The sequence below is a fragment of the Paracoccus yibinensis genome, assembly GCF_030846195.1.
Lineage (GTDB): Bacteria > Pseudomonadota > Alphaproteobacteria > Rhodobacterales > Rhodobacteraceae > Paracoccus > Paracoccus yibinensis.
Map to the genome: position 1 here is coordinate 310,751 of NZ_JAVCWH010000004.1, position 14,214 is coordinate 324,964.

Consider the following 14,214-nt stretch of genomic DNA (forward strand, 5'->3'; position numbering starts at 1 on the left):
TCCGGGCAATGCTGCTGTCCCTGTTGAAAATCCTGTTCTTCTTCGCCTTCGTGCTGCTTGTTTCCCTGGGCGCCATGCGCCTGTCGGAAACCGGGCAGATGCTACGCCTGGAATATGCCGGCACCGAATACGCGCTGACACCCGTCAAGGCGGTCGTGGCGCTGCTGATCCTGATGGTCCTGGCCTGGCTGGTCTTCAAGCTGCTGGGGCTGTTTGTGGCCTTTCTCCGCTTTCTGGCCGGGGATGAAACCGCCATCGACCGCTATTTCGCGCGGTCCCGCGAACGCAAGGGCTATCAGGCCCTGGGCGAGGGGATGCTGGCCGTCGCGTCGGGCGAAGGCAAGCTGGCCCAGGACAAGGCCGCCAAGGCCGAGAAATACCTGAACATGCCCCATATCACCAACCTGCTGTCCGCCCAGGCGGCCGAGGTGGCGGGCGACAAGGCGCGCGCGGGTCAGGTGTATCGCACGCTGCTGGAAGACGACCGCACGCGGTTTGTCGGCATCCGGGGCCTGATGCGCCAGAAGATCGACGAAGGCGACACCGCGACGGCGCTGCTGCTGGCGCAAAAGGCCTATGCCCTGAAGCCCAAGCACCGCGAATTGCAGGACACGCTGCTGACCCTGGAAATGCGCGAGCATGACTGGAAGGGCGCGCGGCAGCTGCTGAAGGACAAGCGCCGCCAGGGCGACCTGCCCAAGGACGTGCATATCCGCCGCGACGCCGTGCTGGCACTGCAGGAAGCCAGCGAGGTCCTGGCCCACGGCAATTCCATCAGCGCGCGCGAAGCCGCGATTTCCGCCAACAAGGCTTCGCCCGACCTGATCCCGGCGGCAGTGCTGGCGGCGCGCAGCTATATCGCGCAAAAGGATTACCGCAACGCCTCGCGCGTGCTGGAAAAGACCTGGTCGGTGCGCCCGCATCCCGATATCGCGGCAGCCTATGCCGAGATCGTGCCGGACGAGACGCCGTCGGCCCGGCTGACGCGCTTCGAGCGGCTGATCGCCAAGAACCCCAACGACGAGGAATCGCGCCTGCTGCGGGCCGAACTGCTGCTGGCGGCCGAGGATTTTCCGGGCGCCCGCCGCGCGCTTGGCGATCTGGCGGAAAAGCATCCGACCGTTCGGACCCTGTCGATTATGGCGGCGGTGGAACGCGGCGAAGGGGCCGACGACAGCGTCGTGCGCGGCTATCTGGCGCGCGCTCTGACGGCCTCGCGGGGGCCGCAATGGGTCTGCGACAAGTGCCACAACGTGATGTCCGACTGGGCGCCAGTCTGTGACAGTTGCGGCGGCTTCGACACCCTGACCTGGCGGGAACCCGACAAGGTCCGGGCCGTCGCCACGGCAACCAAGGGCGCCGAGATGCTGCCCCTGCTCGTCGGCGCACCGAAATCCCGCTCCAACGGGTCTGACACGGCGGAAGATGCGACCATCGCCGATCCCGCGCCCGAGATTGCACCGCCGCCCCCGGCTGCGAAGCGCAAGCCCGATGCGCCGAAAACCCGCCGGGTCGAGGTCGCGGACGTGGCGCCCGGAATGGTGCCGCGTGAACGCGATTACGTGATGATCGAACCCGTCAGCACCGTCACGACACCCGAACCGGCACCTGTGACCCCGGAGCCCGTCAAGGTCGAGGTCCAGCCCATGCCGGCCCCGCAGGATGCCCCTCCCGCAACACACAAGCCTGCCCCCGAGCGTCCCTTCGACAGGGATGACCGTCCTGAACCTGTCCTGGTCCGCCCGGATGTCCTGCCGCCCGAGGATGCCGAGTGGACCGAGGGGAAGACGCGTCCCTGACTGATATCCCCTGGGGGCGTGCAGAAAATATGCCGCGCCCCCTTTTCCCCCGCCGGGGAACCTGCTATCGGGCGCGTCACCAGATGCCGGTGTAGCTCAGCTGGTAGAGCACGTCATTCGTAATGATGGGGTCGGGGGTTCGAGTCCCTTCACCGGCACCACCGATTCAGAAACGGCCAGCTCCCCCGGGGCTGGCCGTTTCTGCATTCAAGGTCTGCAAGGATGGTCCGGGCGGCGGGACTTTCAACCATGACCTGCGGACATTCACCTTGAGACGATGATGGTAGCCACGAAATAGCAGAACGAAGATGACATCCTTTCCGGGAATGCCATCCTGGAAAGGCGCGGATGTCTTCTTCCTGCTTTCCTGGGAAGCTTGGGGCGTCCGGCCTGATGGGTTCAGTCGATGGGCAGGGTAAAGCCTGCCTTGACCCGGTCGATGACGACCATGGTCTTGAAGCCCTTGATGTTGGAGTTCTCATAGAAGAAGCGGCGCGTGAACTGCTCGTAATCCGCCATGTCGCGTGCGGTCACGACCAGGATGAAGTCCGCCTCGCCCGTCACATAATAGCCGGTCATGATCTCGGGCGTTTTCCTGATCGCGGCCTTGAAGCGGTCGATGATGTCGGCCCGCTCGCGCTCCAGGGACACCTGGACCAGCACCTGCACCGGGCGGCCAAGGGCTTCGGGTGCAATGATCGCCACATCCGCCTCGATGACGCCTTCGGCCCGCAGCCGCTTGAGCCTGCGCTGGCAGGCCGTTGCGGAAAGGCCGACAAGTTCGCCCAGTTGCTCGGTCGGGAGCCGGTTGTTTTCCTGAACCGCCTGGAGAAGGCGGCGGTCAATGCTATCCAGATTCATGATGAGGAAATCCTGCACAAGAATACCAAAAGAAGATGTTTTTCATCGCGTGAGAGGATAGTTCGCAGATTACTGTGCCGGACAAGGCGATACCATGGGTCAAATCCGGCCTTATGGGGCCGAGGGTCTGACAGCAAGGATTTCACATGAGCCTCGACATACGCCAAATTGCCGACATGGACCGCCGCAGCGTCCTGCATCCCTTCACGCAGCTGAAGGACTTCGCCACGGGCAAGGCGGGCGATCCCACGATCGTCACCGGCGGCAAGGGCATCCGCATCCAGGACGCCAAGGGCAACCAGTTGATCGACGCCTTTGCCGGGCTGTATTGCGTCAACATCGGTTATGGCCGCGACGAGGTGGCCGAGGCCATCAGCCGCCAAGCGTATCAGCTGGCCTATTACCACAGCTACGCGGCCCATACGACCGAGGAACTTGCGCGCCTTTCCGACCGGCTTGTCCGCATGGCCCCCGGCAGGATGAGCAAGGTGTTCTATGGCATGTCGGGATCGGACGCCAACGAAACCCAGGCAAAGCTGGTCTGGTATTACAACAACCTGCGGGGCAAGCCGAACAAGAAGAAGATCATTTCCCGTGAACGCGGCTATCACGGCTGCTCGGTCATTTCCGGCTCCATGACGGGCATGAGCTTCTATCACGACCACATGGACCTGCCGATGGGCATGATCAGGCACACCGGCGCGCCGCATCACTATTGGGGCGCCGAGCCGGGCGAGACAGAATTGCAGTTCTCGGCCCGCCGCGCGCAAGAGCTTGAAGACCTGATCCAGCGCGAAGGCCCCGATACGGTAGGGGCGTTCATCGGCGAGCCGGTTCTGGGCACCGGCGGCATCACTCCTCCGCCCGAAGGCTATTGGGCCGCGATCCAGGCGGTGCTGCGCAAATATGATGTCCTGCTGATCGCCGACGAGGTGGTGACCGGATTCGGCCGCACCGGCGCCATGTTCGGCAGCATCAAGTACGACATGGAGCCGGACCTGATCACCGTCGCCAAGGGCCTGACCTCTGCCTATGTCCCGCTTTCCGCCTCGATCGTCAGCGAGAGGGTTTATCAGGTCATGGAGGACGCGGCGGACCGGATCGGAGCCTTCTCGCATGGCTACACCTATTCCGGCCATCCCATCGGCGCGGCCTGCGCCAATGCCGTGCTGGACATCGTCGAACGCGAGGATCTGCCTGGCAATGCCCGGACCACCGGCGAATACTTCCAATCGGAACTGCGCAAGGCCTTTGCCCAGATGCCGATCGTGGGCGAGGTGCGTGGCGTCGGCCTGATGGCAGCGGTCGAGTTCGTTGCCGACCGCGACAAGAAGACCCGCTTCGACGCGGGCCTGAAGGTGGGTGCGCGGATTTCGGCTGCCGCCCGCGCCCGTGGCCTGATTGCCCGTGCCATGCCGCATGGCGACATCCTGGGCTTTGCGCCCCCGCTGGTCGTCACGCCCAAGGAGGTGGACCAGATCGTCGGCCTGGCCGCCGAGGCCGCGCGCGAGGTCATGAACGAGCTTGCGGGCGAAACCGCGCTCGCCTGATTGCAGATGATTTCCGGCAGGGGCGCCGCGGCGTCCCTGACCATTCCCCGTCCTGCGGTTCGTTCGAACCCGCAGTCGATGCCTTGCAGCCCTCTGACAGGTCACAGGAGCCGATGGTGAACTCCATTTCCGCTTTCGCTACCAACGACATCACCGTTCGCAATCCCTTTTCCGGCTTGCCCGTCGGTGCCGTCGCACAGACTTTGGCGGCGGATATCGACATGCTGATGAACCGGGCCCGGCGCGGGGCAGCGGTGGCCCGCGACCTGCCGCGCCACAAGCGTGCCGAGATCCTGGAAAGTGCCGCTGACCGCATAAGGGCGGATCTGGAAATCCATGCCCGGCAGATCACCGCAGAGGCCGGCAAGACCATCCGCCAGGCCCGGAAGGAAGTCCGGCGCTGCGTCAATACCCTGAAGCTGTCCGCCGAAGAAGCCCGCCGCAATGCGGGCGAGGTCGTCCCGTTTGACGCCTATCCCGGATCCGAAAGCCGCATGGGCTGGTTCAGCCGCGAACCCCTGGGGATCATCCTGGCGATCACGCCGTTCAACGATCCGCTGAACCTCGTCGCCCACAAGCTGGGCCCGGCCATTGCGGGGGGCAATGCCGTCCTGCTCAAGCCCTCGGAACTGGCGCCGCTGTCGGCGCTGGCGCTGGTGCTGGCGCTGATTGAATCCGGCCTGCCAGAGGAGGTGGTCACCACGGCAGTCGGCGGGCCGGACCTGGGCGCAGCCCTGGTCGCCGCGCGCGAGGTGCGCATGGTCTCGTTCACCGGGGGCTTCCGCACCGGCGAGGCGATCGCCCGCGGCGCAGGGCTGAAGAAGCTGGCGATGGATCTGGGCGGCAATGCGCCCGTCATCGTCATGGCGGACGCCGATCTGGATCACGCGGTCGAAGCCTCGGTTTCCGGCGCCTTCTGGGCCGCAGGGCAGAACTGCATCGGCACGCAGCGGGTCCTTGTCGAACGGCAGGTTTATGACACGTTCCGCGACCGTTTCGTCGCCCGCACCGCCCGGCTTGTCGCAGGCGATCCCTTGATGGAGACGACCGATGTGGGTCCCCTGATTTCCGAGGCTGCGGCCGAACGTGCAGAGGCCGCGGTGGACGCAGCCGTCGCCCTTGGTGCGCGCGTCCTGATCGGGCACCGCCGCGATGGCGCCGTTTATGCGCCGACCGTCCTGGAGAATGTGCCCCATCATGCGGCCATCTGGTGCGAGGAGGCATTCGCCCCCATCGTGACGCTGGAGCCGTTCAACAGCTTCGATGCGGCGATCGAGATGGCCAACGCCATCGACTTCAGCCTGCACGCGGGAATTTTCACATCGGATCTGGGCCTGGCCCTGGAAGCCGCAAGGCGGATCGAAGCGGGGGGCGTGATGGTGAACGACTCGTCGGACTATCGCTTCGACGCGATGCCCTTTGGCGGGTTCAAGCACGGCAGCCTTGGGCGTGAGGGGGTCCGCTTTGCCTATGAAGACATGACCCAGCCCAAGGTCGTCTGCATCGACCGGGCAGCAGCCGCCCCGCACGGACGCTGGCCGACCTGAATGCAGCACAATTTCATTACAATCCCGATATGATCTGAATTACATCTCTGGTCATTGTCGGGGAGATCATGTCATTATGATCCATGCATCTTCGGCGTGGATCGACATGACCTCCTGGCTTCCCAATCCCGCTACCCTGCGTCGTCCCGCTTATCAGTCCCTGGCCGACCAGTTCGCGCAGGCGATTGCAAAAGGCATCCTGGCGGCGGGCGCGCGCCTTCCGCCGCATCGCAAGCTTGCAGACGATCTTGGACTGTCGGTCCAGACCGTTTCGCGTGCCTATGAGGAACTCATCCGCCGCGGCCTTGTGGTCGGAGAGGTCGGGCGCGGCTCCTTCGTGCTTCCCCCGGCGGCAGAAAATCGCGCGCCCTATCTTGCCCAGCGAGAGGCGGCGCTGATCGACCTGTCGATCCTGAAGCCGGTCACCGAACGCAGGCATGTCGAGATATTCCGCAAGGGCCTGCACTGGGTGGCGGACAACCTGACGGAATCGGCGGCCCTGGCCTTTCGGCCAAGTTCGGTCATGCCCCGGCACAAGCAGGTTGCGGCGGACTGGCTGGGGCGGAACGGCCTGGATGTGGCGCCCGACAACATCACCATCACGGACGGCGCAACCTCGGCCATCACGACCGCGGTGATGAGCGCGGTTCCGGTCGGCGGGACGATCGCGGCCGCCACCCTGACGCATCATCTTCTCATTCCCTTGTCGAAATACCTGGGCCTGCACCTTGAAGGGTTGCCCTTCGACCGCGATGGCATCTTGCCGGACGCCTTGGATAAACTGGCCCGCAAGAACAGCCTCCACGCGCTTTACTTGCAGCCTTCCGCGATCAATCCCCTGGCCATTGTCAGCAGTCTGGAACGCCGCCGCGAAGTGGTCGAGGTGGCCCGGCGGCACGACATCCAGATCATCGAGAACGACATGCTGAACAAGATGATCGAGCATCGTCCGCCGCCCGTGGCTGCCCTGGCGCCTGAACGCGTCCTTTATGTCAACGGCTTCACCAAATCGACCCTGCCGGGCCTGCGTGTCGCCTGGCTGGTATCCCCGCCGCGCATCGCCCTTGCGACGGCCAACCGCCATCTGGTCACGAACTGGATGGCGACGCCTGCAATGGCGGAACTGCTCAGCCACTGGATCAGCGACGGCACCGTGGACCGGCTGATCCTGTGTCAACGCGAGGCCCTGCGCGAACGCCACCAGATCGCGCAAGAGGTTCTGGGCGACGCATCCTTCCACACCCACCCGCAAAGCCTGCACCTCTGGCTGGAACTGCCCCCCGGCAGCAACGAAGACGATTTCGTGGCGCAGGCCCGGCGTCGCGGTGTTGCGGTGGCATCGGGCGGCGCCTTTCGCATAGACGACCGGGGACGGCGGGATGCGGTACGCATCGCCCTTGGCTCCACCAGTGCCGGCGACCTGCGCCGGGGTCTTTCGCTGGTGAAGGACAGCCTTGGCAGCATGGCCGAGCCGCTGCTTCCGCTGATCGGATAGTCAAAGCGGCCCCAAAAAATTGATATGATATTATTTTCTGTATTGACCTGATATAATCCAGAGGCAAAGGTCGCGCTGACAGCCAGGGGGACATCTTGGACCAGCCGATCATCCGCATCCAGAACCTTCGGAAATCCTTTGGGACGCTGACCGTCATCGACGGCCTCGACTTCGATGTGATGAAAGGAGAGAAGCTGGCCCTGATCGGTCCATCGGGGTCCGGCAAGACGACGATCCTGCGCATCCTGATGACGCTGGAGGATATCTCGGGCGGCCGGATCGAAGTCTGTGGCGAGCCGCTTTACCACATGACCAGGAACGGCGCCGAGGTTTCCGCAGACGAGGCCCACCTGCACAGGATGCGCCGCCATATCGGCATGGTTTTCCAGCACTTCAACCTGTTCCCGCACAAGTCGGTGCTGCAGAACATCACGATGGCGCCGATCCTCACCAAGGGCGAGAAGCGCCCGGATGCCGAACGCCGGGCGCGCGAATTGCTGGACATGGTCGGGCTTGCGGACAAGGCCGACTACATGCCCAGCCAGCTTTCGGGCGGCCAGAAGCAGCGCGTGGCCATTGCCCGCGCCCTGGCCCTGCAACCGCAGATCATGCTGTTCGACGAAGTGACCTCGGCGCTTGATCCCGAACTGGTCGAGGAAGTGCTGGAAGTCATGCAACGCCTGGCGCGCGAAACCGACATGACCATGCTGCTGGTCACGCACGAGATGGGCTTTGCCCATGACTTCGCCGACCGCGTGCTGTTCTTCGACAAGGGCCGCATCGTCGAACAAGGTCCGCCCGACCAGATTTTCACCGCGCCGCAAGAGGACCGCACGAAGTCCTTCCTGCGCAAGATCATCGCCGCCGGACAGCGCGTGTGATGCACACCCAACTGGAGAGAACGATGAAAACATGCCTGATCGCTGCCGTTCTTCTGGCAGCCCCAATCCCCGCGCTTGCCGACAAGCTGGAGGATCTGAAAGAAGCCGGAACGGTCCGCATCGCCATCGGCAACGAACCGCCCTTCACCGCCATCGACAGCTCCGGCAAGGTTTCCGGGGCCGCCCCTGACGTGGCCCGCGCCGTCTTCGCCGCGCTTGGGGTCGAGGATCTGGAGGCCTCGATCCTGGATTACGGCGCCATGATCCCCAGCCTTCAGGCGGGTCGTGTGGACGCGATCACGGCGGGCCTGTTCATGAAACCCGAACGCTGCGACGCGGTCGCCTATTCCGAGCCGATCCTGTGCGATGCCGAGGCGCTGCTGGTGCCCGCGGGCAACCCCAAGGGCTTCCAGTCCTACGAGGATTTCGCCAAGGACCCCGAAGCCCGTCTGGGCGCGCCCGGTGGCGGGACCGAGGAAAAGCTGGCCCTTGACGCGGGCGTGCCGCGTGACCGGCTGATCGTGGTGCCCGACCCGCAGTCGGGGCTGAAGATGGTGCAGGACGGCCGCATCGACGCCTATTCGCTGCCGGTCCTGTCGCTGAACGACCTGCTGGCGAAATCGGGCGACGACAAGCTCGAGGTGTTCGCGCCGGTCGTGGGCGCCCCCGTTTACTGCGACGGCGCGGCCTTCAACAAGCGCGACACCGACCTGCGCGACGCCTTCGACGCCGAACTGGCCAAGCTGAAGGAATCGGGCGAGTTCGCGAAGATCATCGAACCCTACGGCTTCTCGGCCCAGGCGGCGATCTCGACCAATCGCGAGACGCTTTGCGCCCAGCAGTGACCTGACAGGCGGGGCCGCGCGCCCCGCCCTTTGACCGCAGACAGGAAAGGCAGGCATCAGCGCATGGGCGACTGGTCTGGATATCTGACGCTGATCTTTCAGGGGGCCTGGACCACGATCCAGCTGACGCTGATGGGGTCGGCTTTGGCCTTGGTTATGGCCTTTCTGGCCGGGCTGGGCCGCCTTTCCCGCCATGCCGTGCTGCGGTGGCTGGCGACGGTCTATATCGAGTTCTTCCGCGGAACCTCGATCTTCGTGCAGCTGTTCTGGATTTACTTCGTGCTGCCGATGACGGGGCTTTGGGCGCCGACGCCGATGCAGGCGGGGGTGCTGGCGCTTGGGCTGAATGTCGGCGCCTATGGGGCCGAGGTCGTGCGCGGCGCGATCCTGGCCGTGCCGCGCGACCAGACCGAGGCCTGCATCGCCGTCAACCTGACGCGCTTCCAGCGGATGCGCCACGTGATCCTGCCCCAGGCCCTGCCCCTGATGCTGCCGACCTTCGGAAACAACGCGATCGAACTGCTGAAGGCGACGGCGGTCGTGTCGCTGATTTCCTTGGCCGACATGACCTTCCAGGCGCAGATCGTGCGGTCGCAGACCGGCAACACGCTGCTGCCCTTCATCACCATCCTGGTGCTGTATTTCGCGATGTCCTCGGCCATTTCTTTCGGGATGCGGCGGCTTGAACGGCGCGTGACGCGCGGCCTTGACGGGGTGCGCTGATGGAATGGGATTGGGAATTTGCCTGGTCGATCCTTCCGCAGCTTCTGGACGGCTTCAGGATCACCATCCTTGCCACCGTCCTGGGCGCCATCGTGGCGGCGGTGCTGGGGCTGGTCTTCGCGATCCTGCGCCGGTCGCCCAGCCGTCTGGTGTCGCGCGGCACGGGCTTCGTGGTCGAATTCATCCGCGGCACCCCGCTGCTGGTGCAGCTTTACTTCATCTTCTACGTCCTGCCCGACCTGGGCATCCGCCTGCCGGCGCTGACCGCCGGGGTGATCGGCATGGGCCTGCATTACGCCACCTATACCGCCGAGGTTTATCGCGGCGGGATCGAAGCCGTCTCGCGCGGGCAGTGGGAAGCCGCCAAGGCCACCAACCTGACCACGCGCCAGGCCTGGATCCACGTGATCCTGCCGCAGGCGGTCCCGCCGATGATCCCGGCCATGGCGAACTATCTGCTGGCGATGTTCAAGGAAACGCCGCTTCTGTCGGCCATCACCGTGCTGGAACTGATGAACCAGGCCCGGTCCGTCGCCAACAGTTCCTATCGCTATGTCGAGCCGATGACGATGGTCGGCGTGATGTTCCTGATCGTCAGCGTGATTTCCGTGGTCGGGCTGCGGTGGCTGGAACGCCGTTACGGAGGGGTCGGCAAGTGACCATCCTGGACCTGCCCCTTACGCTGGACGACCGCCCGCTGCCCCGCCGCGTTGGCCTGGTGACGCTGGCGACCGACCACACGACCGAGGTCGATTTCGCCACCCTGCCGCCGCGCGGCATCGGCGTCTATGCGACACGCATCCCCTTCGCCAATCCGGTGACGCCGGAAACCCTGGCCGCGATGGCGGGCGACGTGACGCGGGCCGCCGCCCTTATCCTGCCGGATGAGGGGTTGGACGCGGTGGTGTATTCCTGCACCTCGGCATCCGTGGTGATCGGCGACGACCGCGTGCGCGCGGCCATCGACGCGGGCAAGCCGGGGGCGCGGGCGATCACGCCCATCTCGGCCGGGTTCGCGGCGCTGCGGGCGCTTGGCGCGGACCGGATCACGCTGCTGACCCCTTATACACCGCAGACGACGCGGCCCATGGCCGACTGCTTCGAGGGCGGCGGCTTCGCGTTGCGGGGTATTTCCTGCCTGAACATGACCGACGATCGTGCCATGGCCCGCCTGTCCCATGCCACGATCATCGAAGCCGCCCGCGCCGCCGTGGCGCCAGGCAGTCAGGCGCTGTTCATCGCCTGCACCGCCGTCCGCGCCGCCGGGATTGCGGCCCGGATCGAGGATGCGGTGGGCCTGCCGGTCGTCTCGGCCAATCTGGCGACGCTCTGGGCCGCGCTGCGGGCCTGCGGCGATGCCGGGGCCGCGCTGCCCGGCCAATTGATGAGGCTGTCATGAGCGTCACCCCAGACGACATCCGCGCCGCCGCCGCCCGCATTGCGGGCCATGTCGCGCAGACCCCGATGGTCGAGGATCAGGTGCTGTCCGCGCGGCTGGGCCACCCGGTCTGGCTGAAATGCGAACACCGCCAGACCACCGGCGCCTTCAAGCTGCGGGGCGCGACCAATGCAATCCGGTCGCTGGACCGGGACCGGCTGGCGCGGGGCGTCATCACCGCCTCGACCGGCAATCACGGGCGCGCGCTTGCCCATGCGGCGCGGGCGCTTGGGGTGCGGGCGACGGTCTGCCTGTCCCGGCTGGTGCCCGCGAACAAGATCCAGGCGATCCGCGCTTTGGGGGCCGATGTGCGCATCGTCGGCGACAGCCAGGACGACGCGATGGTCGAGGTTTCCCGCGCCGTGGCCCATGAGGGGATGACCGCAATCCCGCCCTTCGACCATCCCGACGTGGTGGCGGGGCAGGGGACCATCGGGCTGGAAATCGGCGCCCCCGAGGCGGTGCTGGTGCCGCTGTCCGGCGGCGGCCTTGCGGCGGGGATCGCCTTGGCGATCAAGGCGCTGTCGCCCCGGACCCGCGTGATCGGCCTGACGATGGAGAACGGCGCGGCCATGGCCGCCAGCATCCGCGCCGGACACCCGGTCGAGGTCGTGGAAACCGCCAGCCTGGCCGACAGCCTGGGTGGCGGGATCGGGCTGGGAAACCGCGTGACATTTCCGCTGTGCCGCGACCTGCTGGATCAGGTGATCCTGCTGACCGAGGTGGAAATCGCCGAAGGTATCCGCCACCTGGGCCGCGCGGGCCATGTCGTCGAAGGCGCGGCGGCGGTCGGAACGGCGGCGCTGCTGGCCGGAAAGATCACGCCGCGCGGCCCGGTCGTCACCATCCTGTCGGGGGCCAACATCGACCCCGCCCTGCATGCCCGCGTCATGGCGGGCGCATCGGAGGCCGCATGAGACCGCCGGTGAAGATCCTGACCGAGGCCGACCTCCGCGCGCTTGTTCCGCTTGACGCCGGGGCCGTGGCCTGCATCCGCGACGCCTTCGTGGCCCTTGCGACGACGCCGGTGGCCATGCCGCCGATCCTGCGGCTGGACATCCCCGAACATCGGGGGGAAGTGGACGTGAAGACCGCCTATGTGCCGGGCCTGTCGCATTTCGCGATCAAGATCTCGCCCGGTTTCTTCGGCAATCCGGCGCTTGGCCTGCCGTCCACCAACGGCATGATGGTGGTGCTGTCCTCAACGACCGGGCTGGTCGAGGCGCTGCTGCTGGACAACGGCTGGCTGACCGATGTGCGCACCGCCGCCGCGGGGGCCGTTGCCGCCGACGCGCTTGCCCGCAAGGATGCCGTGCGGGCGACGATCCTGGGCGCGGGGATGCAGGCGCGGATGCAGTTGCAGGCGCTGTCGCTGGTGCGTCCGCTGACCGGCGCAACCGTCTGGGCGCGCGACCCCGCCAAGGCGCAGGCCTTTGCGGCCGAGATGACCGCCGCCTTGTCCATTCCCGTTACCGCCGCCGCGACGGTGGACGACGCGACGGCAGGGGCCGACATCGTCGTGACCACAACGCCCGCCACTGCGCCGATCCTGCACCGCGTCGCGCCCGGCACCCACGTGACCGCCATGGGATCGGACGCCGAGCACAAGAACGAGATCGCCCCGCGCCTGATCGCCGCCGCCCGCTATGTGGCCGACCGGCTGTCGCAGACCCGTGCCCTGGGCGAACTGGCCCATGCGGGGCTTGACGGCGATTTCCCCGAACTGGGGCAGATCCTGGCCGGTCAGGCGCCGGGGCGCAGCGACGACGCGCAGATCACCCTGGCCGACCTGACCGGGACCGGCATCCAGGACACCGCCATCGCCACCCTTGCCCTGGCCCGCGCGGCCTGGGCGGGGGCTGGCCAAGACTTTACCTTCTGAAAGCAACCCCGATGACAGATGTCGCACTGAAATTCACGCGCGAGGAATATGCCCAGCGTCTGGCCCGCACGCGCCGGGCGATGGAGGAAAAGGGCGTCGATCTGCTGATCGTCACCGATCCCAGCAACATGAACTGGCTGACCGGCTATGACGGCTGGTCCTTCTATGTCCATCAATGCGTGGTCGTGCCGCCCGATGGCGAGCCGATCTTCTTCGGTCGCGCCATGGACGCGGTGGGCGCGCGGTTCACGGCCTATCTGTCCGAGGCCAACATCATCGGCTATCCCGATGATTACGTCATGAACACCCAGAAGCACCCGATGGACCTGCTGTCGCAGATCCTGACGGACAAGGGCTGGGGCACACGGCGCATCGGCGTCGAGATGGACAACTACTGGTTCACCGCCGCCGCCTTTGCCGCGCTGCAAAAGCATCTGCCCGATGCGCGGTTCAGCGACACCACGGGACTGGTGAACTGGCAGCGGGCGGTGAAATCGGCCACGGAACTGGACTACATGCGCAAGGCGGGCGCCATCGTCACGAAGATGCACGAACGCATCTTCGAGAAGATCGAGCCGGGGATGCGCAAATGCGACCTCGTGGCCGAAATCTATGACGCAGGGATCCGGGGGACGGACGGCTTCGGCGGCGACTATCCGGCCATCGTGCCGCTGCTGCCCTCGGGGAGAGAGGCGGCAGCCGCGCATCTGACCTGGGACGACCGGCCGATGCGCGCGGGCGAAGGCACCTTCTTCGAGATCGCCGGCTGCCATAACCGCTATCACGCGCCGCTGTCGCGGACCGTGTTCCTGGGCAAGCCGCCGCAGGTCTTCCTGGATGGCGAACAGGCTGTGCTGGAAGGCATGGAGGCAGGCTTGGAGGCAGCGCGCGCCGGCAATACCTGCGAACAGTTCGCGGGCGCGTTCTATGCCGTGCTGAAGAAATACGGCATCACCAAGGACGGGCGCACCGGCTATCCCATCGGCGTCAGCTATCCGCCCGACTGGGGCGAACGCACCATGTCGCTGCGTCCCGGCGACAGGACGGTGCTGGAACCGGGCATGACCTTCCATTTCATGACCGGCCTGTGGTCGGACGAGATGGGGCTGGAAATCACGGAATCCATCGTCATCACCGAAGGCGCGCCGGAACTGCTGGCCTCGGTCCCGCGCAAGCTGTTCGTGAAGGACTAG

The 14,214-nt window shown here is 65.9% G+C and carries 13 protein-coding genes and 1 tRNA gene; 13 read left to right on the forward strand and 1 reads right to left on the reverse strand.

Going from position 1 to position 14,214, the window contains the following annotated elements; translation table 11 throughout:
• The first annotated feature begins 8 nt into the window (after positions 1–8).
• Both RAH32_RS11845 and RAH32_RS11850 read left to right on the forward strand, forming a co-directional pair.
• Entirely contained in the window at positions 9–1,799 is a 1,791-nt protein-coding gene (locus RAH32_RS11845) for a heme biosynthesis protein HemY (protein ID WP_306608141.1), read from the forward strand.
• A gap of 85 nt (positions 1,800–1,884) precedes the next feature.
• A tRNA-Thr gene (locus RAH32_RS11850) sits at positions 1,885–1,960 on the forward strand.
• A gap of 238 nt (positions 1,961–2,198) precedes the next feature.
• Here the strand turns inward: RAH32_RS11850 and RAH32_RS11855 are convergent.
• A complete protein-coding gene (locus RAH32_RS11855) occupies positions 2,199–2,660 on the reverse strand; it encodes an Lrp/AsnC family transcriptional regulator (RefSeq protein ID WP_306608142.1) in 462 nt (153 codons plus the stop codon).
• 146 nt (positions 2,661–2,806) lie between these two features.
• Between RAH32_RS11855 and RAH32_RS11860 the strand changes: the two genes are divergently transcribed.
• The 11 genes from RAH32_RS11860 (at position 2,807) to doeA (ending at position 14,214) form a co-directional block, all read left to right on the forward strand.
• Positions 2,807–4,210, forward strand: coding sequence for an aminotransferase (locus RAH32_RS11860; RefSeq protein WP_306608143.1), 1,404 nt, complete (start codon positions 2,807–2,809; stop codon positions 4,208–4,210).
• A gap of 113 nt (positions 4,211–4,323) precedes the next feature.
• On the forward strand, positions 4,324–5,757 hold the full coding sequence (locus tag RAH32_RS11865; protein WP_306608144.1) for an aldehyde dehydrogenase family protein: 1,434 nt from the start codon (positions 4,324–4,326) through the stop codon (positions 5,755–5,757).
• Between the two features lie 106 nt (positions 5,758–5,863).
• The gene (ehuR, locus tag RAH32_RS11870; protein ID WP_306608145.1) at positions 5,864–7,252 is read left to right on the forward strand and encodes a MocR-like ectoine utilization transcription factor EhuR; all 1,389 of its coding nucleotides are present in this window, start codon (positions 5,864–5,866) and stop codon (positions 7,250–7,252) included.
• A 95-nt stretch (positions 7,253–7,347) separates the two neighbouring features.
• Positions 7,348–8,133 (forward strand): ectoine/hydroxyectoine ABC transporter ATP-binding protein EhuA, encoded by a 786-nt coding sequence (gene ehuA, locus RAH32_RS11875; RefSeq protein ID WP_306608146.1) that lies wholly within the window; start codon positions 7,348–7,350, stop codon positions 8,131–8,133.
• Between the two features lie 23 nt (positions 8,134–8,156).
• Complete coding sequence (gene ehuB / locus RAH32_RS11880) at positions 8,157–8,978, forward strand: ectoine/hydroxyectoine ABC transporter substrate-binding protein EhuB (RefSeq protein ID WP_306608147.1); 822 nt, start codon at positions 8,157–8,159, stop codon at positions 8,976–8,978.
• Positions 8,979–9,041: 63 nt separating this feature from the next.
• Complete coding sequence (gene ehuC / locus RAH32_RS11885) at positions 9,042–9,701, forward strand: ectoine/hydroxyectoine ABC transporter permease subunit EhuC (RefSeq protein WP_306608148.1); 660 nt, start codon at positions 9,042–9,044, stop codon at positions 9,699–9,701.
• Positions 9,701–10,360 (forward strand): ectoine/hydroxyectoine ABC transporter permease subunit EhuD, encoded by a 660-nt coding sequence (gene ehuD, locus RAH32_RS11890; protein ID WP_306608149.1) that lies wholly within the window; start codon positions 9,701–9,703, stop codon positions 10,358–10,360. The genes ehuC and ehuD overlap by 1 nt, the downstream gene beginning before the upstream one ends.
• A complete protein-coding gene (locus RAH32_RS11895; protein WP_306608150.1) occupies positions 10,357–11,100 on the forward strand; it encodes an aspartate racemase/maleate isomerase family protein in 744 nt (247 codons plus the stop codon). Before ehuD ends, RAH32_RS11895 begins: the two co-directional genes overlap by 4 nt.
• The gene (gene eutB / locus RAH32_RS11900) at positions 11,097–12,056 is read left to right on the forward strand and encodes a hydroxyectoine utilization dehydratase EutB (protein ID WP_306608151.1); all 960 of its coding nucleotides are present in this window, start codon (positions 11,097–11,099) and stop codon (positions 12,054–12,056) included. Before RAH32_RS11895 ends, eutB begins: the two co-directional genes overlap by 4 nt.
• Complete coding sequence (locus RAH32_RS11905) at positions 12,053–13,021, forward strand: cyclodeaminase (RefSeq protein ID WP_306608152.1); 969 nt, start codon at positions 12,053–12,055, stop codon at positions 13,019–13,021. The genes eutB and RAH32_RS11905 overlap by 4 nt, the downstream gene beginning before the upstream one ends.
• Before the next feature lie 11 nt (positions 13,022–13,032).
• A complete protein-coding gene (doeA, locus tag RAH32_RS11910) occupies positions 13,033–14,214 on the forward strand; it encodes an ectoine hydrolase DoeA (RefSeq protein ID WP_306608153.1) in 1,182 nt (393 codons plus the stop codon).